The organism is Pseudomonas putida, assembly GCA_041071465.1.
Taxonomy (GTDB): domain Bacteria; phylum Pseudomonadota; class Gammaproteobacteria; order Pseudomonadales; family Pseudomonadaceae; genus Aquipseudomonas; species Aquipseudomonas putida_P.
The window spans coordinates 5748738-5766879 of record CP163498.1 but is presented as its reverse complement, the minus strand read 5'-3'; the positions used below and the strand labels follow the sequence as shown (position 1 = coordinate 5766879).

16 protein-coding genes and 3 pseudogenes are annotated in these 18142 nt (G+C 61.9%); 15 read left to right on the top strand and 4 right to left on the bottom strand.

The window, feature by feature from the left end; genetic code table 11:
* Positions 1-8: 8 nt before the first annotated feature.
* Entirely contained in the window at positions 9-950 is a 942-nt protein-coding gene (locus tag AB5975_26465) for a LysR family transcriptional regulator (GenBank protein XDR19970.1), read from the bottom strand.
* A gap of 220 nt (positions 951-1170) precedes the next feature.
* Between AB5975_26465 and AB5975_26460 the strand changes: the two are divergent.
* The 3 genes and pseudogenes from AB5975_26460 (at position 1171) to AB5975_26450 (ending at position 4524) form a co-directional block, all read left to right on the top strand.
* Positions 1171-2234, top strand: a pseudogene (locus AB5975_26460) (iron-containing alcohol dehydrogenase).
* A gap of 44 nt (positions 2235-2278) precedes the next feature.
* A pseudogene (locus tag AB5975_26455) lies at positions 2279-3621 on the top strand (MFS transporter).
* 117 nt (positions 3622-3738) lie between these two features.
* A complete protein-coding gene (locus AB5975_26450; protein XDR19969.1) occupies positions 3739-4524 on the top strand; it encodes a 2-keto-4-pentenoate hydratase in 786 nt (261 codons plus the stop codon).
* Here AB5975_26450 and AB5975_26445 read toward each other — a convergent pair.
* Positions 4514-5329, bottom strand: coding sequence for a helix-turn-helix transcriptional regulator (locus tag AB5975_26445; GenBank protein XDR19968.1), 816 nt, complete (start codon positions 5327-5329; stop codon positions 4514-4516). The genes AB5975_26450 and AB5975_26445 overlap by 11 nt on opposite strands.
* 105 nt (positions 5330-5434) lie before the next feature.
* Here AB5975_26445 and AB5975_26440 point away from each other — a divergent pair, with 105 nt between their 5' ends.
* From AB5975_26440 to AB5975_26430, 3 genes are all read left to right on the top strand, one after another.
* Entirely contained in the window at positions 5435-5749 is a 315-nt protein-coding gene (locus tag AB5975_26440) for a DUF2834 domain-containing protein (protein ID XDR19967.1), read from the top strand.
* Positions 5746-6183, top strand: coding sequence for an MAPEG family protein (locus AB5975_26435; GenBank protein ID XDR19966.1), 438 nt, complete (start codon positions 5746-5748; stop codon positions 6181-6183). Before AB5975_26440 ends, AB5975_26435 begins: the two co-directional genes overlap by 4 nt.
* A gap of 84 nt (positions 6184-6267) precedes the next feature.
* The gene (locus AB5975_26430) at positions 6268-6501 is read left to right on the top strand and encodes a hypothetical protein (GenBank protein XDR19965.1); all 234 of its coding nucleotides are present in this window, start codon (positions 6268-6270) and stop codon (positions 6499-6501) included.
* 73 nt (positions 6502-6574) lie between these two features.
* Here the strand turns inward: AB5975_26430 and ppk2 are convergent, their stop codons facing one another.
* On the bottom strand, positions 6575-7492 hold the full coding sequence (gene ppk2 / locus AB5975_26425; protein XDR19964.1) for a polyphosphate kinase 2: 918 nt from the start codon (positions 7490-7492) through the stop codon (positions 6575-6577).
* A gap of 181 nt (positions 7493-7673) precedes the next feature.
* Between ppk2 and pstS the strand changes: the two genes are divergently transcribed.
* The 9 genes and pseudogenes from pstS (at position 7674) to AB5975_26380 (ending at position 17476) form a co-directional block, all read left to right on the top strand.
* Positions 7674-8705 (top strand): phosphate ABC transporter substrate-binding protein PstS, encoded by a 1032-nt coding sequence (pstS, locus tag AB5975_26420; GenBank protein ID XDR19963.1) that lies wholly within the window; start codon positions 7674-7676, stop codon positions 8703-8705.
* Between the two features lie 70 nt (positions 8706-8775).
* A complete protein-coding gene (gene pstC / locus AB5975_26415) occupies positions 8776-9744 on the top strand; it encodes a phosphate ABC transporter permease subunit PstC (GenBank protein XDR19962.1) in 969 nt (322 codons plus the stop codon).
* A pseudogene (gene pstA, locus AB5975_26410) lies at positions 9741-10633 on the top strand (phosphate ABC transporter permease PstA). The gene pstC and the pseudogene pstA overlap by 4 nt, the downstream one beginning before the upstream one ends.
* Before the next feature lie 50 nt (positions 10634-10683).
* Entirely contained in the window at positions 10684-11472 is a 789-nt protein-coding gene (gene pstB, locus AB5975_26405; protein ID XDR19961.1) for a phosphate ABC transporter ATP-binding protein PstB, read from the top strand.
* Between the two features lie 94 nt (positions 11473-11566).
* Entirely contained in the window at positions 11567-12265 is a 699-nt protein-coding gene (locus tag AB5975_26400) for a hypothetical protein (protein ID XDR19960.1), read from the top strand.
* Positions 12265-12864, top strand: coding sequence for a hypothetical protein (locus AB5975_26395; GenBank protein XDR19959.1), 600 nt, complete (start codon positions 12265-12267; stop codon positions 12862-12864). Before AB5975_26400 ends, AB5975_26395 begins: the two co-directional genes overlap by 1 nt.
* Positions 12865-13105: 241 nt before the next feature.
* Positions 13106-14290 (top strand): porin, encoded by a 1185-nt coding sequence (locus tag AB5975_26390; protein ID XDR19958.1) that lies wholly within the window; start codon positions 13106-13108, stop codon positions 14288-14290.
* A gap of 146 nt (positions 14291-14436) precedes the next feature.
* Entirely contained in the window at positions 14437-15600 is a 1164-nt protein-coding gene (gene nosP, locus AB5975_26385; GenBank protein ID XDR19957.1) for a nitric oxide-sensing protein NosP, read from the top strand.
* Positions 15569-17476: a NahK/ErcS family hybrid sensor histidine kinase/response regulator gene (locus AB5975_26380; protein XDR19956.1), complete on the top strand. Its 1908-nt coding sequence runs from the start codon at positions 15569-15571 to the stop codon at positions 17474-17476. The genes nosP and AB5975_26380 overlap by 32 nt, the downstream gene beginning before the upstream one ends.
* Here the strand turns inward: AB5975_26380 and AB5975_26375 are convergent.
* The gene (locus AB5975_26375) at positions 17461-18126 is read right to left on the bottom strand and encodes a response regulator (protein ID XDR19955.1); all 666 of its coding nucleotides are present in this window, start codon (positions 18124-18126) and stop codon (positions 17461-17463) included. The genes AB5975_26380 and AB5975_26375 overlap by 16 nt on opposite strands.
* Positions 18127-18142 lie beyond the last annotated feature (16 nt).

The following is an 18142-nucleotide window of genomic DNA, read 5'->3' as shown; positions in this document are numbered from 1 at the left end:
AAACCCAACTAACTGTTGTTGCACTGTCGGCCCTGCAACAGCAGCAGTTCACTGAGCTTGTCCATGGCCGGTGTCGCCTGGCTGCCTTTACGGGTAACCAGCTCGTAGGGGTCGCTGACCGAGCCCATGCTCAGGGGCAGAATGCTGACCTGTTGATTCATCGCACATTGCCGGGCCACGTCGATCGACACCAGTGCGACGAAGTCAGGGCGGTTTTGCAACAACGACAAGGTTGCCAGGATCGAGGTGGTTTCAACCAGGTGCAGCGGGAAGCGCAGCCCGGCATCGTGGAACTCGCGCTCCAGTTGCACGCGCATCGGCATGTTGGCCCGGTACACGATCCAGCGGCTCTCGGCCAGCTCGGCAAGGCTCAGGCTTGCCGCATGCTTTAACGGGTGGTCGATGTTGGCGATGACCGCCAGCGTCTCATCCTGGACAAAGGTGCTGGCGAACAACTGTGGCGTGTTGCTGACGCTGGTGCGGCACAGGGCGATGTCCAGGCGGCCGCTCTCGATCTGCGCCAGCAATGACTGGCTGGTGTCCTCGATGATTTCGAACGACATCTGCGGCTGGATGCCGGCCAGCTGAGACACGGCTTTCATCAGCAACGGCACGGCGCCCATGATCGCCCCCACCGCCAGCCGGCCGCCAACCCCACGCAGGATGGCATCCAGGTCATGCCGCAGGTTGGCGATATCAGTCTGTACCACGCGGGCGTAGCGGATGGCGCAGTGCCCCGCGGCCGTAGGCTCCAGCCCGCGGTTGGTGCGGTTGAACAGCACGGTGCCGAAGGTGGTTTCGATTTCCTGCAATGCCTTGCTGGCACCAGGCTGGGTAAGCCCGACGCTGCCTGCTGCACCGAGCAGCGAGCGGTGCTCGTCCAGCTCGATCAACAAGCGCAGGTGGCGGGCGTGCAGGCGGGACATGATCGAATTGAGCGAGGGGGTCATCGGGTATGCGTCCTGGTTATACCGATATGGATTGTTCTCAATACCATGGCCAGCCGTGCATTCCTATACTGGCGCTGCACAGCGTCGCTTCCCTTGCGGTTGAGACGCCCAGAACAATAAAGCCAGGAGCCTGCCAAGCCTTATGTCCCTGATCAACTACGTCACCCAGATTCAATTCGAAATCGGCGCCATCGCCCGCTTGCCTGCCGAGTGCGAGCGCATTGGTATAACCAGGCCTTTGATCGTGACCGACCGAGGCGTGCGCGCTGCCGGTATTGTCGATACGGCGTTGAACACCTTCGGCGACAGCACCGCGCAACTGCCGATCTATGACGGTACGCCACCCAACCCCAACGAGAATGCCGTGCGTGAAGCCGTGGCCATGTTCAAGGAGTGCGGCTGTGACGGCATCATCGCCATTGGCGGCGGTTCGGCGATCGACCTGGCCAAAGGGGTGGCGGTGTGTGCCCGACACGATGGCCCCTTGAAAAGCTTTGCGGTGATCGAGGGCGGCCTGGCCCGCATCACCCCGGCAACCGCGCCGGTGATTGCGGTACCGACCACCGCCGGCACGGGCAGCGAGGTAGGGCGGGGCGCCATCCTGATTCTGGATGACGGGCGCAAGGTGGGGGTGATCTCGCCCATGTGGTGCCCAAGGCTGCCATCTGTGACCCGGCGTTGACCCTTGGCCTGCCGGCACAGCTCACGGCTGCCACTGGCATGGATGCGATTGCCCACTGCCTGGAAACCTTCATGGCCCCTGTATTCAACCCGCCTGCCGACGGTATTGCCCTTGACGGCCTGTGGCGCGCCTGGCGCTTCATCGAGAGCGCCACCCGCGAACCGGGCAACCTGGACGGGCGCATCAACATGATGAGTGCTTCGCTGCAAGGTGCGTTGGCTTTCCAGAAGGGCCTGGGCTGCGTGCACAGCCTTAGCCATGCGCTGGGCGGGATCAACCCGCGCCTGCATCACGGTACCCTCAATGCGATCTTCCTGCCTGCCGTCATCACCTTCAACCGCCAGGCCGAAACGGTGCTTGACGAGCACAAGATGCAACGCATCGCCCAGGCGATGGGGTTGGCGGACGACAGCCAGATCGAAGAGGCCATCCGCAACATGACCCGCACGCTGGGCCTGCCGACCGGGCTGCGCGAGCTGGGCGTCAGCGAGGACCTGTTCCCGCGCATCATCCAGGGCGCGCTGGCCGACCACAGCCACCGCACCAACCCGCGCGAAGCGTCTGCCGAGGACTACCAGGGGTTGCTTGCAGCGTCCATGTAAGCCGTTACTTGCGGTTCTTCCAATAACAACAAAAGTGAACGCCCATGAATAGCAAATACGCGCAAGCCGAGCTTGCAGGTTCGCCGGAAGCGGTCGCCAGCGCGAACCCCTTCAGAAAGTATCAGGTCATCACCGTCAGCCTGTTGCTGGTGATTGGCATCATCAACTATGTCGACCGCAGTGCGCTGTCGATCGCCAACACGTCGATCCAGCGCGACATGGGTATCACGCCGTCACAGATGGGCATTCTGCTGTCGGCGTTTTCCCTGGCGTATGCCTTTTCGCAACTGCCCCTGGGCATGATCATCGACCGCCTGGGCAGCAAGATCTCGCTGGGGGCGGCCTTGTTGGGCTGGTCGGTGGCGCAGACGGCTTCCGGCCTGATCAACAGTTTCTCAGCGTTTATCGGGCTGCGGGTGGTGCTGGGGATTGGCGAAGCGCCGATGTTCCCGTCGGCGGCCAAGGCGCTGGCAGAATGGTTCGAGGCCGAAAAGCGGGGACGCCGACCGGCATCGTACTGTCATCGACCTGCATTGGGCCGTGCCTGGCGCCGCCGTTGCTCACGTTGCTGATGGTCACCTGGGGCTGGCGCGGCATGTTCATCGTCACCGGGGTGTTTGGCATCTTGGTCGCCGCCTGCTGGTTCGCCTTCTACAAAAGCAAGGCGCGCTACCTGGCCGAACTGCCTGCCGAAGAGCGTGAGCGGCTGCTGGCGACCCAGGCGTGTAAACAGCCGGAGGCAAGTGCCAGGCCGAGCCTGCGGGCACAACTGGCGGCGTGGGCCGAGTTGTTCCGCCACAAGAGCACCTGGGGCGCTGTATTGGGCTTCATGGGGGTGATCTACATGCTGTGGCTGCACCTGACCTGGTTGCCGGGCTACTTCGAACGTGAGCATGGCTTGAGCCTGTACCAGACGGCCTGGGTGGTTTCGCTGGCCTATGTGTTCGGTGCGCTGGGCACCATTGTCGCGGGACGCATCTGCGACCGCCTGGTGAAAAACGGCGCCAGCGTGCTGGGTAGCCGCAAGCGGGTCGTGGTGACGGCGTTGTTCGCGGCGGCGGCATTTACCGTTCCGTTGTCGTTCGGTAGCGGTTTCATGCTCAGCGTGGCATTGCTGTGCTGCGCGTTGTTCAGTGTGAACATGGCCAGCTCCACCGCCTGGATGATCGCCAATACGGTGGTTGACAGCCAGCGTGTGGCCTCGTTTGGCTCGATCCAGAACTTCGGCGGCTACCTGGCGGGCTCGGTGGCACCGATCGTGACCGGGTTCAGCATCCAGCAGACCGGGTCGTTCGCTTCGGCATTCCTGATCAGTGCAGCGGTGGCGGCAGTGGCGGCGATGGCTTATGTACTGTTGCTGAAGCAGCCGGTTTCAACGGATCAGTGATCGTCATGCCGATTCATAACGGCTTGTTATGCCAGGCATCATGACAATATATTTACCCTCATCAATTTCAGGCCCTAGCATCTGTTGCCCGCCATCGCCCATTTCCATGAGGTTTTGATGAACAGTTCGCTCTTCGTACACCAACGCACCGCAGCCCTGTTAATGCAGCACTGGCGCAGTGGTGACCTGCTGACGGAACTGCCCGCCAGCCTCAAGCCTGAGACGTTGAAGCAAGGTTATGACAGCCAGGACCAGTTGTTTGCCGCTGCCGCTGGCCAGCGCGCAGGTTGGAAGCTGGGCGTCGGCAGCCCCGCAGCCATGCGAGCAGCCAACTTGTCGCGGCCACTGATTGGCCAGCTGGAGGCGGGGCGTTGTCATGCGGATGGCGCACACATCCAACTGCCGGCCATTACACCGGTGACCATCGAGTGCGAGATCGCCTTCGTGCTTGACCGTGATATCCCGCCACAAGCTGGGCGGGCCCCGGTCAGTGAGGACATCCGCGCTACCTGCGTCACCTTCGAAGTGGTGCGCTCGCGCTTTGTCGACCGCAAGGCGGTCGGCTGGCCGAGCTTTGTGGCAGACAACGTAGGCTTCGAGGCGCTGGTGGTCGGCAGCAGCCTGGGCGCAGGCATCGCTGTACCGCTGTTGGCCGACCTGGCCGAAACCACCGAGGTGCACGTAGACGGTGAATTGCGGGCGCGTGGCCTGTCGGGCGAAGCGGCGACCGACCCGCGGGTGTCACTGGCCCACCTTTATGCACATGCCGCCGAACGCGGCGAGACCTTGAAGGCAGGTGATGTGGTGACCACGGGGGCCATGTGCCAGCCCTTTGACCTGGATGGAACCGGGTATCGGATAAGCGCCAGGTTCCTTGGCCAGGTGCTGTCGTTCACGCTGTAACGGCCGACCATTGCTCGAACGCCGCCTGCATCCTCTGCCGGGTCTGTGGGTCGGCGGGGATCAGGTGTTCGATGCGCAGTGATTCCACCGTGATATCCAGCGGCATGCCGAAGGTGGTGAACGTGGACAGGAACCTCAGCTCGCCATAGGGGCTATGCACACGCGTCAGCAGCACTGGTGTGGCAGCCGTTTCGAGCGGGCTGCCCGGAATCGGCAGTTTGCCCAAGCGCTCTGCCAGCGCCGGGTTGCCTGCCGCCTCCCTGGACGCACGTTGCCAGGCAGCGCTGCGAATTTCTTGCGCATTGGCCAGATGATCGCCCAGGCCGCCGGGGCAGAGCAGTGTCTGCAGCAGGTTGAGGCCTGTGGCCGGCTGTGCTGTAACGCCGGCCATCGCCAACAAGAGCCCGGTACTGGTATTGGCGGCGATGACGTCCCAGTTGCTGTCGATGACGATCGCAGGTGCGGGGTTGTTGACCTGCAGGATGTGTTCAATGGCGGCTTGCACCAGCGCCAACTCGGGCGCATCGAGTGGCGAGGCCGCGTAGCGGGGCGCGTAGCCGGCAGCGACGAACACTTCATTGCACAGCTCCAACGGCGCGCCAAGGGCCGAAAGCAGCGCATGCAAGGTGCTCGGGCTGGCCCTGGCGCGGCCGGTCTCCACGCAGCTCAGATGGCGCTGCGACAGCCCCGCCAGCAGCGCCAGGTCCAGCTGGCTGAGGCTGGCCTGCCGACGCAGGTGGCGTAGATGCTGGCCTGCCGAAGTATGTGGGGCAGGGCTATTGCGATGGAACAGGTGCTGATTCATGCGTGGCCTGATCGTCCTTGAGTGCAATGTACATGACCTCACTGGTCATTGAGCGCCAACAACCCTACCACTACTGTGCCCGCAAACCCTACCAAGGAGAACGATATGGGCTTGCGTATCTGCGCGCTGGCAGTGCTGATGCTGTTTTCGCTGTATACCGGCTGGACGATGCTGATTGCCGAGCAATCACTGCTGGCGTTCGGGCTGGCGCTGTTGTCCCGGCCGGACACTGCCCAGGTAGTCATCGACCTGTACCTCATGGCGGGGCTGGCTTGCCTGTGGATGGTCAAAGACAACCGACTACGGGGCAGTGCCGGCGTCGCGGTGCTGCCTTACCTGCTGCTGACCGTTGTCTTCGTTTCGCTGGGGCCGTTGTTGTACCTGGTGATACGAGGCGTTGCCGGAGGGCGACAGCCATGAGCGGTGCCTTGCAGGTGTACGCGTTGTGCGTGGTCGTGCTGTTTCTCAAGATGTTGTTGGTTTCCTGTTATCAGGGCTATCACCGCTTGCGTTTCGTGGCCTTCACCAACCCGGAGGACGCCGCTGTATTCAAACGCGCCGCACAGGCCACGGAACGCCCGCAGGTGTTGCGTGCAGCCAAGGCATGGGCCAATGACCTGGAAAATATCCCGTCCTTCTTCGCCCTTGGTGGCTTGGCCATCGCCCTCGACACACCGGCGGCGCTCGGTGCCTGGTTAAGCATCGTGTTCACCTGCGCCAGGGCCCTGCACACTTGGGCCTATCTGGCGGGGGTGCAGCCCTGGCGAACGCTGTTCTATGGCGTCGGGGTGGTCTGCCTGTTGGGCTTGTGCGCAATCATCGTGCTGAAGGTACTGAAGGGTTTGCTTCACTGATTCTGGCGAAAGAGCAAAGTTTGCATGAGTCAACTTGATGCTTTCCCGCATTGCTACTAATACTTAGGTACTGCCGGGAGAGGGATGATCATGCAGACGCGCTTTGTGGTGGTTCCAGCGGTGCCGCTCAAGAAAGAAATCTATCCACGCAACCTTGGCTTTCCCGCCACATTGGCGGCGGGCTATGACTTGTATGACACGCAAGAAAAGCTGCGTCTGAGCCTGCACTACCCGACACGCGCCGAAGCTGAGTTTCAATGTGCATGCCGCAACCGTTGTCGGGATGCCGACGAGGCGGATATCGCGGGAATTGGTTGAGCCCAGTGCAACATTGATACATGCAGAAAACCAAGGGCCGCCAGGCGGCCCCAATGCGTTGGGCTGACAGGCGTCAATAAATCTGCGGCACGATGATATCCATCGGCGTCGGGTTGCGAATGTAGTCCTCCTTCCTGACCCGTTGCGGCAGCTCGATCATCGGCACCTCCACTTCTTCATAAGGCATTTGCCCCAGCAGGTGGTGGATGCAGTTGAGCCGGGCTTTTTTCTTGTCGTCGGCCTGTACCACCCACCAGGGTGCCTCGGCGATGTGGGTGCGTTCGAGCATGATTTCCTTGGCCTTGGTGTAGGCCTCCCAGCGCCGGCGTGACTCCAGGTCCATGGGGCTGAGCTTCCATTGCTTGAGCGGGTCGTGCAGGCGGCTGAGAAAGCGCAGGTGTTGTTCCTGGTCGGAAATGGAAAACCAGTACTTGATCAGCTGGATGCCTGAGCGGGCGAGCATGCGTTCGAACTCCGGTACCGTGCGGAAAAACTCCTCGTACTGGTCGTCGTTGCAAAAGCCCATGACCTTTTCCACGCCGGCACGGTTGTACCAGCTGCGGTCGAACAGCACGATTTCGCCTGCCGCCGGCAAATGCGGAACATAACGCTGGAAGTACCATTGCGTGCGTTCGCGATCATTGGGGGCGGGCAGGGCGGCCACCCGACAGACACGGGGGTTGAGGCGCTGGGTGATGCGCTTGATCACGCCACCTTTGCCAGCCGCGTCACGGCCCTCGAACAGGATTACCACCTTGTGGCCGGTCTTGACCACCCAGCTTTGCAGCTTTACCAATTCCCCTTGCAGGCGGAACAGCTCGCGAAAGTAAGTCCTGCGTGCGGCTTTTTCGCTGCCATCCTCGACATGTTCATCAAACAGCGCATTCAGGTCATGGCCGCCTTCGGCCAGTTCCAGCTCCAGTTCTTCATCGCTGTGGTCAAGCAGTTCGCGGTGGATGCGCCGCATCAAGGCGTGTTCTGTGGCGGTCATGGCAAAGGCTCTCGTTAGCGGAAATGGCCAAGTGATAGTCCGCTTCGGTTACCAAGGCATGACATCAAGTTGCCGTCATGGCACAGGTAAAGCGCTCTAACACGCGGATGCCATTCAACAGTCACAAAGCTGTAACACAGCTGATGCAAAGTGTGCCGGCCATCACACGGAGCACTTTTTGATGAAACGCCTGATGAAGTCTGCTGCACTCGCCGTTGCGGTTTCCCTTTGCGCCACTTCGGCAGCCTTTGCTGCAGAAAACGTCCGCCTGACTGGTTCCGGCGCCAGCTTCCCTGCACCGATCTACCTGACCTGGTTCAAGGACTTCAGCAAGAACACCGCTGGCGTCACCGTTGACTACCAGTCCAAAGGGAGCGGGGCGGGTGTTCAGGACTTCCTGAACAAAACCGTCGACTTCGCCGCCAGCGACTCGGCCATGAGCGAAGCAGACATTGCCAAGGTTGGCGAAGGCGTGCAGTTGCTGCCAATGACCGCCGGTGAAATCGTCCTGGCTTACAACCTGCCGGGCAACCCGAAAGGGCTGAAGCTGCCGCGCGATGTGTATTCCAACATTTTCCTCGGCAAGATCACCCAGTGGAACGACCCGCAAATCGCCGCGGCCAACCCTGAGCTGAAACTGCCTGCCACCCCGATTACCGTGGTCGTGCGTGCCGACTCCAGCGGTACCACTGCGGTCTTCACCAAGCACCTGTCGGCCATCAACGCTGACTTCAAGCAAGGGTTGGGTGAAGGCAACACCGTCAACTGGCCGGCCACCGACAAGTTCATCAAGTCGCCGAAAAACGATGGCGTAACCGCCACCGTCCGCCAGACCCCAGGTGCCATCGGCTACATCGAGTACGGCTTCGCCAAGCTGGCCAAGGTCGACTTCGCCGTGCTGCAGAACAAGGCTGGCCAATACGTCGTGCCGAATGCCGAGAGCGGTGCCGAAGCACTGGCTGCGGTGAACATGCCGGAAAACCTGGTGGCTTGGCTGCCGGACCCGGATGGCGCCAAGTCCTACCCGATCACTTCCTACACCTGGATGATCTTCCGCAAGGACAACGGCAACCCGGAAAAGGCCAAGGCCATGCGTGAAATGGTCGAGTACAGCCTGACCAAAGGCCAGACCATCGCCGACTCGATGGGTTACATCCCGCTGCCTGCTTCGGTCGTCGACCAGGTGCGTAAAGCGTCCGCCAACATCCAGTAATACCCAGGCGCTCCCGGTATTGGCATGACGCCATGCCGGGGGTGTTTGTCCCTTGTCCCGGAACTCGCCAATGAACACACCCTTTGCCATACCGGATAACCCAGACTCCGCGTGCCAGCCACCGTCTGCGAAAGACTTCCTGGTCGATCGCACCTTCCGTGCGCTTGCGCGCATTGGTGTGGTGCTGGTGCTGGCGCTGGTCTTCGCGCTGGTCTACGAAGTGGGCCGCAAGGCACTGCCTGGCATCGAAAAGCACGGCTTTGACGTGCTGTTTGGCAGCGTCTGGGACGTCAACCAAGGCAAGTACGGTATTCTGCCAGCGATCTGGGGTACGCTTTACAGCGCCTTGATCGCCCTGTTGATCGCCGGTTTCTTCGGCGTCAGCATGGCCATTTTCCTTACCCAGGATTTTCTTCCGGCCAAGCTCGCCGCGGTGTTTCGCACCATCGTCGAGCTGCTCGCCGCCATCCCCAGCGTGGTCTATGGCCTGTGGGGCATCTATGTGGTCATCCCGGCAATTCGCCCGCTGACCGCCTGGTTGAACAGCGAGCTGGGCTGGATCCCGTTTTTCGGTACCTCCCTCAGTGGCCCCGGCCTGCTGCCAGCGGCGCTGGTACTGGCGATCATGATCCTGCCGACCATCGCTGCGGTTTCCCAGGATGCGCTGACCAGCGTGCCGATGAAAACCAAGCAGGCTGCCTATGGCATGGGGACTACCCATTGGGAAGCCATCCTCAAGGTGATGGTGCCATCGGCCGCTACCGGCATCTTCGGATCGCTGGTGCTGGGCCTGGGCCGTGCGCTGGGTGAAACCATGGCGCTGGCCATGCTGGTCGGCAACGCCAACACCATTTCCCTTTCCTTGTTCGCCCCGGCCAATACCCTGGCGGCGCTGTTGGCGCTGAACTTCCCGGAGGCCGGCCCCAACGAGGTCGAAGTGCTGATGTACGCGGCACTGGTGCTGATGTTCATCACGCTGCTGGTGAACGTGCTCGGCTCGATGATCATGCTCTACGCCCAGCGGGGTAACAAACAATGACTGACCTGACGACCCCTGTGGCCGCGTTGCCCAGCCTGCAGCGCAAGCTGGAAGGCCGTGCCCTGCGCAGCCTGGTATTGACCACCCTGGCCTGGCTGGCGGCGCTGGTGGCCAGCGTGCCGCTGATTTCCGTGCTGTACATGCTGATCACTCGTGGTGGTGCACGCCTTAACCTGGAAGTGTTCACCGAGTTGCCGCCCACCGGCTTCGAGATGGGTGGCGGTTTTGGCAACGCCATGGCCGGCACGTTCGTCATGGTCGGTATTGCCGCCGCCATCGCGGTACCGGTCGGTATCCTGGCCGCGGTGTTCCTGGCCGAGCTAGGCCCGGACAGCAAGCTGGCCAACGCCGCGCGCTTTGCCGCCAAGATGCTTACCGGCCTGCCGTCGATCCTGGCCGGCGTGTTTGCCTACGCCCTGGTGGTGATGACCACCGGTACCTACTCGGCACCGGCAGGCGGTGTGGCCCTGGCGGTGCTGATGCTGCCGATCGTGGTGCTGACCGCCGAAGAGTCGATGAAGATGGTGCCCAAGATCATGAAGGACGCTGCCTACGGCATGGGCTGCACCCGCGCCCAGGTGATCTGGAAGATTGTTTTCCCACCGGCCTGCCGGCCATCCTCACCGGCGTGATGCTGGCCGTGGCCCGCGCCGCTGGTGAAACCGCGCCACTGCTGTTCACCGCACTGTTCAGTAACTACTGGATCTACCACGACGGTAGCCTGGCGGTCATGAACCCTACGGCCTCGCTCGCCGTGCTGATCTACAACTTCTCCGGCATGCCGTTCGACAACCAGCTCGAGCTCGCCTGGGCGGCCTCGCTGGTGCTGGTAATGATCGTGCTGGTCATCAACATTCTGAGCCGAGTCTTCGGCAAGCCCAAGTATTGAGAAAGGGAGCATCCAACTTGAACGTATCCACTGCGCAAAGAGCCGCTCCCATGGTCAGTGAAGCTACCCCGATCGTCATGGACTGCAAGCTGGACAAGATTTTCTACGGCAATTTCATGGCCGTGCGTGACAGCCATGTACCGATCCGCAAGAACGAGATCACCGGCTTCATCGGGCCGTCGGGCTGCGGCAAGAGTACCGTGCTGCGTAGCCTGAACCGCATGAACGACCTGGTGAAGGGCTTCCGCTTCGAAGGCCATGTGCACTTCCTGGGCCAGGACGTTTATGGCAAGGGCGTTGACCCGGTGGTGGTACGCCGCTACATCGGCATGGTGTTCCAGCAGCCCAACCCGTTCTCGATGAGCATCTTCGACAACGTCGCCTTCGGCCTGCGCCTGAACCGCTACAAAGGCGACTTGGGTGATCGCGTGAAGCACGCCTTGCAAGGCGCCGCGCTGTGGGACGAAGTGAAGGACAAGCTCAAGGTCAGCGGCCTGTCGCTGTCCGGTGGCCAGCAACAGCGCCTGTGCATTGCCCGTGCCATTGCCACCGAGCCAGAAGTGCTGTTGCTGGACGAGCCGTGCTCGGCGCTCGACCCGATCGCTACCCGCCGGGTGGAAGAGCTGATGGTCGAGCTGAAGAAGGACTACACCATCGCGCTGGTGACCCACAACATGCAGCAGGCGATTCGTGTGGCCGACACCACGGCGTTCTTCTCGGTCGATATCTCCCAGGGCACGCGCACCGGCTACCTGGTCGAGATGGGCCCTACCGCGCAGATTTTCCAGAACCCGCGCGAACAACTGACCAGCGACTACATCAGCGGCAAATTCAGCTGAGCCATGCATGCCCAAGGTGGCCGGGTGTCGCAGCCAGGGAGGTTGCAACACCTGGCCGCGTTACCTTCCGTTAAAGTGTTACCCAGGATTTCCAATGCGAGCGATGCGTCGTCTTGATCTGTCAGCGGTAGAGCGCGCACTGCGCGAGGTGCAGGGCCGCTTTGCAGAACTCAGCCAGCATTTCACCGAACCGCGCGACCCGTTCACCGACGAGGTGCTGCTGAATGTGCTTGAAGGCTATGCCCTGATTGACGACTATGTCGCTCGCGGTATCGACCTTTTCGACCTGCAACAGCTGAACCTGATGCTGGAAATCAATGCCACCGTGCTGTGCGGCAGCGACCCGGCCCGCCGCCTGGAGTTCGCCCCGCACCTTGCCGCAACCGAGGCGCACTTTTTCAACAACGTGGAAGGTGGCATCAAGGATTTGTACAACTGGTACTGCTCGTACCGCAGCGATTCGATCTGGAAGCGGGCAGCCGGTGTGTATGTACGTATCCTCAGCAAACCGCAGCTGTTCATCGAAGGCAACAACCGCACCGGTTCGCTCATCGTCAGCTACTTGCTGATGCGTGCCGGGCTGCCGCCATTCGTGCTGTCGCTGGATAACGCCGAGGGTTACTTCAACCCGTCCTCGGTCATACGCAACTCCGCTAAACACGGTGTCAAGGCTTTGTACGAACTCCCCAAGATCAAGAAAAAGTACGCCGCTTTCCTTGAAGCGAAGGCGCCTGAGCCCGGCAAGTTCTTCCTGAGCGGCACACCCGTGCCCGCCTGTGAGGGGCGCCGCTGATGCAACGGTCATCCATGTTCGCACGCGGGCGCCAAGCCATCGAACGCAAGCTCAAGCGTGGCCAGGTGCGCATTTCGTTCGATATCGACGACACGCTCGCCTGCCTGCCCGAGCACGCCGCCGCCGAAGACAGCAAGCTGCCAACCTTCGTCCACCGCTGGCTCGGCGAGCCCCTGCGCAGCGGCACCCGTTCGCTGATTCGCGATCTGCGCCGCCAAGGCTGCAGCATCTGGATCTACACCTCGTCGGGGCGCACCCCGGCTTACATCCGCCGCTGGTTGATGCTGTACGGCATCCATGTCGATGGCGTGGTCAACAGTGACCGGCACCAGCACATCCTGGCGCAGAAAGGCCTGGAAAATTCGCCGTCCAAGCTGCCATCGGCGTTCGACATCGACCTGCATGTCGATGATTCCGAAGGTGTGCGGCTGGAGGGCGTCGACCACGGTTTTCGCGTGGTGGTGGTGTGCCCGAAGGATGAAAACTGGGCGCAGAAGGTGATAGACGCGGCGGCCGATGTGCAGGCGCGGCTGGCCTGGCAACAACCGCACCGTTATGAGATGCCCGTGCGCCAACGCTCGCAGGCGCTGGCTTCCTGAAGTAACGCGATAAGGGGGCCGCAAGGCGGCCCCCAGTTCGTTCAGGCGTATTGATACCCGCCTGCTACTGATGTGTACACCCTAAGTCTTGCGCCCCGGCCCAGGCAGGTACTGGGTCCGAATCATCACGCCATACCCGCCGCTCCAAAGCACCCACCCAATCGCGCCAAAGCAGCGTATCTGGCAATTTGCCCACTTCTGATAATCGCCTCCGACATCCAGTCCCCGTTTGGAGCGCGCCATGCACAACAATAAGCACCTGCCGCCTCGTTTCCTCGCCGCCGCCATTGCCAGTGTTTCTGCCCTGGGCCTGAGCGGTGTCGCCGAGGCCGAGATCATGCTGTACGACAAGGACCAGACGACGTTTTCCACCGATGGCTATATCAACGCCTTCTACGTCAACAGCAAGGTCGACCGTGAGGGCGAACAGTTCGACCGCCGCCAATCGCGGGTGAAAATGGGTTTCTTGCCCAACTACCTGGGCTTCAACATGGGCAAGCAGGTGGATGACCTCAAGCTCGGTGCGCGTGCCTCGTTCTGGGTAACCATCAACGACAGTGAAACCAACGGCACCGACACCGCCATCGACGTGCGTCAGTTCTACGGCACGGTGGCCAACCCCGAATGGGGCGAGGTGCTGATCGGCAAGGACTTCGGGCTGTTCGCTCGTTCCAACATCCTGCTCGACGAACTGCTGGCCGGTTATGGCCAGGTCAGCGACACGCTGGGGCTGGTGGATGGCGGCGGGGTTTCGTTCGGCAACATCGGCAGCGGCTACCCGTACCCGTTCCCCACCTCGCAGATCACCTACCGCACCCCGGTGATGGACGGCCTGCGGGTGGCGGTGGGCATCATGGACCCGGTGGACACCAACGACAGCAGCCCCACCGGCAAGGCCTACCAGGAAAACCCCCGCACCGAGAGCGAGATCACCTACCAGTTCGACCTGGGTGGCGCGCAGATCTACAGCTGGGTCAACGGCAGTTACCAGACCTCTGACAACACGGACTCGACAGTAGAGACGATCACCTCCAAAGGGGTGGGGTACGGGGTGCAGGCGAAAATGGGCGGCTGGTCGCTGACCGGCTCTGGGTTCCAGGCCAAGGGCATCAACCCATTCTTCACCAACAATGCTGGCGAACCGGTGTTGCGCAATGTCGACAGTGACGGCTACCTGCTGCAGGGCTCGTACAAGTTCGGCAAGAACCGCGTGGCGCTGTCCTATGGCAAGACCAAGGACGATGGCAATGGCGCGGTGGGCAGCGGGGCAGACTACGAAACCCGCGGCGTGGCGTTGTTCCACGACATCAACGACAACCTCAAACTGGTGGCCGAGTACAACCAGTTCTCCATTGACGGGCATGACACCAGTGCCCAGAACGAAGACACCGATACCTTTGCGGTGGGCGCGGTGCTGACCTGGTGAGTGGTGGGGGCCGCGAAGCGGCCCCTGCAATGACAGGCTGACAACAGTACTCCCATGGAACCGCCCACCCGCTACCCAAGTAGCATTCGTCCCCCGTACCCACCTTCGTACACTGATCCCTCAGCCACCCCGCGCCGGAGACCACGATGCAGCAGGCCCAAAACGACGGTGTGGTCAGCGCCATGTCCCAGGCAACCGACGCACGGCTGGCAGCTCAGGACCTGGCGCGGCAGTTGCTGCACCCGCACTTGGGTTTCGTGTTGTTCTTCTGTTCCGCCGAATACGACTTGCAGGCCTTGGGCGAAGCGTTGGAGCAGGATTTTGGCGGTATTCGACTGGTCGGTTGCACCAGCGCCGGCGAAATCACCCCGCAAGGCTACGGCCGTAATTGCGTGACGGCGGTGGGCTTCGATCACCGGCACTTTTCCATCGCCACCGAGTTGATCGATGAAATGGAGCGCTTCAGCCTGATTGATGCGCAGCAGATGGTCGAGCGCCTGGTCGGCACCTGCCGCAGCAATACCCTGGCGCCCATCAAGGGCCACAGCTTTGCCCTGACCCTGCTCGATGGATTGTCCAGCCGCGAGGAGATGGTGCTCGCGGCCCTTAGCGCAGCACTGGGGGAAATCCCGCACTTCGGTGGATCGGCCGGTGATGACAACTACCTGAACCGCACCCATGTGTACTACGCCGGAGCATTCCACAACGGCGCAGCGGTGGTGGTGCTGGTCAACACCTGGCTGGACTTTGAAGTGTTCACCACGCACCACATTCTGCCGCGCCAGGAAAAACTGGTGGTCACCGGGGCCGACAGTGCTCAGCGCCGGGTTTTCGAACTGAATGCCGAGCCCGCTGCCGAGGAGTACGCCCGCCATATCGGCGTGCCGGTGGCCGCACTTGATCACCGGGTGTTCGCCGCCCACCCGCTGGCGGTACGCATTCACGATCAGTACTACGTGCGGGCGATTCAGCAGGTGCACCCGGACCTGAGCCTGAGCTTCTACTGCGCGGTGGAGAACGGCATCGTGCTGACGGCCATGACCCCAGGCCCGTTGTTGCCGAACCTGCACCAGCTATTCGACGGTTTGCACCAGCGGCTCGGCCCGTTGCTGCTGACCATCGGTTGTGATTGCTTCCTGCGGCGCCTGGAACTGGAGGCCCGGCACGGCCTGGAGCCAGTCGGTGCGTTCCTGCGCGAGCAACGGGTGATTGGCTTCAACACCTACGGAGAACAGTTCAATGGCATGCACATCAACCAGACCTTTACCGGGGTCGCCATTGCCCGCAACCGGCCGCCTGTCGGTCGCTGAACTGCAGGCCGAGGTTACCCGGCTGCAGCATCAGAACCACAAGCTGCAGCGCATCAACGGCGCGCTGATCGAACGCATCGAGTCCGGGGTAACCCGTGGCAACGACCCTTACGCCGCTTTCCAGCATTCGGTGGTGCTGGCCGAGCAGGTGCGTGAACGCACCGATGCGCTGAACCAGGCCATGGCGGAACTCAAGGCCGTCAACCGCTTGCTCAGCGAGGCCCGGCAGCGTGCCGAGACTGCCCACCAGCACCAGATTCGCCTGATCACCGACAACGTCCCGGCACTGATCGCTTACCTGAACGCTGATCTGGTCTATGAGTTCACCAACAAGGTTTACGAAGAATGGTATTGCTGGCCGCACGGGGTGATGCTTGGCCAGAGCCTGCGTGAGGCCCACAGCGAGCAGCATTACCAGCGCCTGGAAGCCTATGTGGCACGTGCGCTGGCGGGGGAGAGCGTAACCTTCGAGTTTGCCGAAACCAATATCAACGGCCAGGAGCGCTACATGCTGCGCTCCTACGTGCCTAACCGCCTGGCCAGCGGCGAAGTGGTGGGTATTTTCGTGCTGATCCGCGACATCACCGAACGCCGCAACACCGCCCAGGCGCTGCACCAGGCCTATCAGCACCTTGAGCAACGGGTGCGCGAACGCACCGCCGAGCTGACCAGCCTCAACGACCAGTTGCTGCGCGAAATCGAAGAGCGCAGCCAGGCAGAATCGCGCCTGCGCGAGGCCAAGCGCGAAGCTGAACAGGCCAACCTGTCGAAAACCAAGTTTTTGGCCGCGGTCAGCCATGACCTGCTGCAACCGCTGAACGCGGCGCGGTTGTTCACCAGTGCGCTGCTCGAACGCCGTGAGCCGCAGAACGCTGGCCACCTGGTGCGCAATGTCAGCAATTCGCTGCAGGATGTGGAGAACCTGCTCGGCACCCTGGTGGATATATCCAAGCTCGATGCCGGCGTGATCAAAGCCGATGTCGCCCCGTTCGCCCTCAGCGAGTTGATGGACAACCTAGCCGCCGAATACGCCCAGGTGGCGCGCAGCGAAGGGCTGGCGCTGCACTTCGTGGGCTGTTCTGCCGTGGTGCGCAGCGACATCCAGTTGCTGGCGCGCATTCTGCGCAACCTGCTCAGCAATGCCATCCGTTATACCCGCAGCGGGCGTGTGGTGCTGGGGTGTCGGCGCCTGCGTGGTGGCCTGCGGATCGAGGTATGGGACAGTGGCATCGGCATTGCCGAGGAGCACCTGGAAGACATGTTCCTGGAATTCAAGCGCGGTGATGTGCAACGCCCGGACCAGGACCGCGGGCTGGGCCTGGGCCTGGCGATCGTGGAGAAGATCGCCGGCATCCTCGGCCACCGGATCCGCGTGCGTTCGTGGCTTGGGAAAGGTTCTGTGTTCGCGGTCGAAGTGCCGCTGAGCGCCACGGCACCCAAGGCCCAACCGAGCCAGGCGATGTGCGAGCCGATGCTCGAGCGCCTGCGTGGTGCACGGGTGTGGGTGCTGGATAACGATGCGGCGATTTGCGCCGGCATGCGCACCTTGCTGGAGGGTTGGGGTTGCCAGGTGGTCACCGCGTTGTCGGAGGAAGACCTGGCGCGCCAGGTGGACAACTACCACGCCGAGGCCGACCTGTTGATTGCCGACTACCACCTGGACAACGATTGCAATGGTGTCGATGCGGTGGCGCGGATCAATGCCCGCCGCGCCCAGCCGCTACCGGCACTGATGATCACCGCCAACTACAGCAACGACCTCAAGCAACAGATCCGTGAGCTAGGCCACACCCTGATGCACAAGCCGGTGCGGCCGATGAAGCTCAAGACAGCGATGAGCCATTTGCTGGCCGGTGCAGGTCAACGCCGTAGGTAATCGGCGAAATCGATATCGCCGGCACTCAGGATCGCCTGCACCCGGTTGTGCACATTGAGTTTGCGCAATATCGCCGAAACATGGGCCTTGACCGTGGTTTCGGCGATATCCAGGGTGTAGGCAATCTGTTTGTTCGATTCGCCTTTGGTCATGCGCTCGAGCACCAGCAGCTGCTTGCGGGTCAGGGCCTGGAGCATTTCCGGCGGGAAGCTCGGGGCGTCGTTGTGGCGCCGGCTGGTGCTGCTTTTCTGGGCGCGGATGATGTCGGGCGGCAGGTACACATTGCCATTGAGGATTTGCTCGATCGCTTCGATCATCTGTGAGCGTGGCGAGGACTTGGTGATGAAACCCACGGCGCCGTAGGTAATGGCCTGCAGCACGATTTGCTTTTCCTGCTCGGCCGAAACGATCACCACCGGCGTGGTCGGTGCCTCGTTGCGCAGGGTGATCAGGCCGTTGAGGCCATGCATGCCGGGCATGTTCAGGTCGAGCAGGATCAGGTCGAGGTCGTCGTGTGCCTGAGTCAGTGCCAAGGCGCTGTCCAGGTCGGCGGTTTCCATGACTTCACTGCCCTGGAAACCATCGCTGATGACGTTGTGGATGGCTTCGCGAAACAGGGGGTGATCGTCGGCAATCAAAATTTTGTACATGGCCTTTTCACCTTGT

Bases quoted from the DNA above. Each gene is read 5' to 3' on its own strand.
- AB5975_26390 (XDR19958.1), top strand. From the start codon at position 13,106: ATGCACAACAATAAGCACCTGCCGCCTCGTTTCCTCGCCGCCGCCATT.
- AB5975_26440 (XDR19967.1), top strand. From the start codon at position 5,435: ATGGGCTTGCGTATCTGCGCGCTGGCAGTGCTGATGCTGTTTTCGCTG.
- pstC (XDR19962.1), top strand. From the start codon at position 8,776: ATGAACACACCCTTTGCCATACCGGATAACCCAGACTCCGCGTGCCAG.
- pstS (XDR19963.1), top strand. From the start codon at position 7,674: ATGAAACGCCTGATGAAGTCTGCTGCACTCGCCGTTGCGGTTTCCCTT.
- AB5975_26430 (XDR19965.1), top strand. From the start codon at position 6,268: ATGATCATGCAGACGCGCTTTGTGGTGGTTCCAGCGGTGCCGCTCAAG.
- AB5975_26465 (XDR19970.1), bottom strand. From the start codon at position 950: ATGACCCCCTCGCTCAATTCGATCATGTCCCGCCTGCACGCCCGCCAC.
- nosP (XDR19957.1), top strand. From the start codon at position 14,437: ATGCAGCAGGCCCAAAACGACGGTGTGGTCAGCGCCATGTCCCAGGCA.
- pstB (XDR19961.1), top strand. From the start codon at position 10,684: ATGGTCAGTGAAGCTACCCCGATCGTCATGGACTGCAAGCTGGACAAG.
- AB5975_26450 (XDR19969.1), top strand. From the start codon at position 3,739: ATGAACAGTTCGCTCTTCGTACACCAACGCACCGCAGCCCTGTTAATG.
- AB5975_26400 (XDR19960.1), top strand. From the start codon at position 11,567: ATGCGAGCGATGCGTCGTCTTGATCTGTCAGCGGTAGAGCGCGCACTG.
- ppk2 (XDR19964.1), bottom strand. From the start codon at position 7,492: ATGACCGCCACAGAACACGCCTTGATGCGGCGCATCCACCGCGAACTG.
- AB5975_26375 (XDR19955.1), bottom strand. From the start codon at position 18,126: ATGTACAAAATTTTGATTGCCGACGATCACCCCCTGTTTCGCGAAGCC.
- AB5975_26445 (XDR19968.1), bottom strand. From the start codon at position 5,329: ATGAATCAGCACCTGTTCCATCGCAATAGCCCTGCCCCACATACTTCG.
- AB5975_26435 (XDR19966.1), top strand. From the start codon at position 5,746: ATGAGCGGTGCCTTGCAGGTGTACGCGTTGTGCGTGGTCGTGCTGTTT.
- AB5975_26395 (XDR19959.1), top strand. From the start codon at position 12,265: ATGCAACGGTCATCCATGTTCGCACGCGGGCGCCAAGCCATCGAACGC.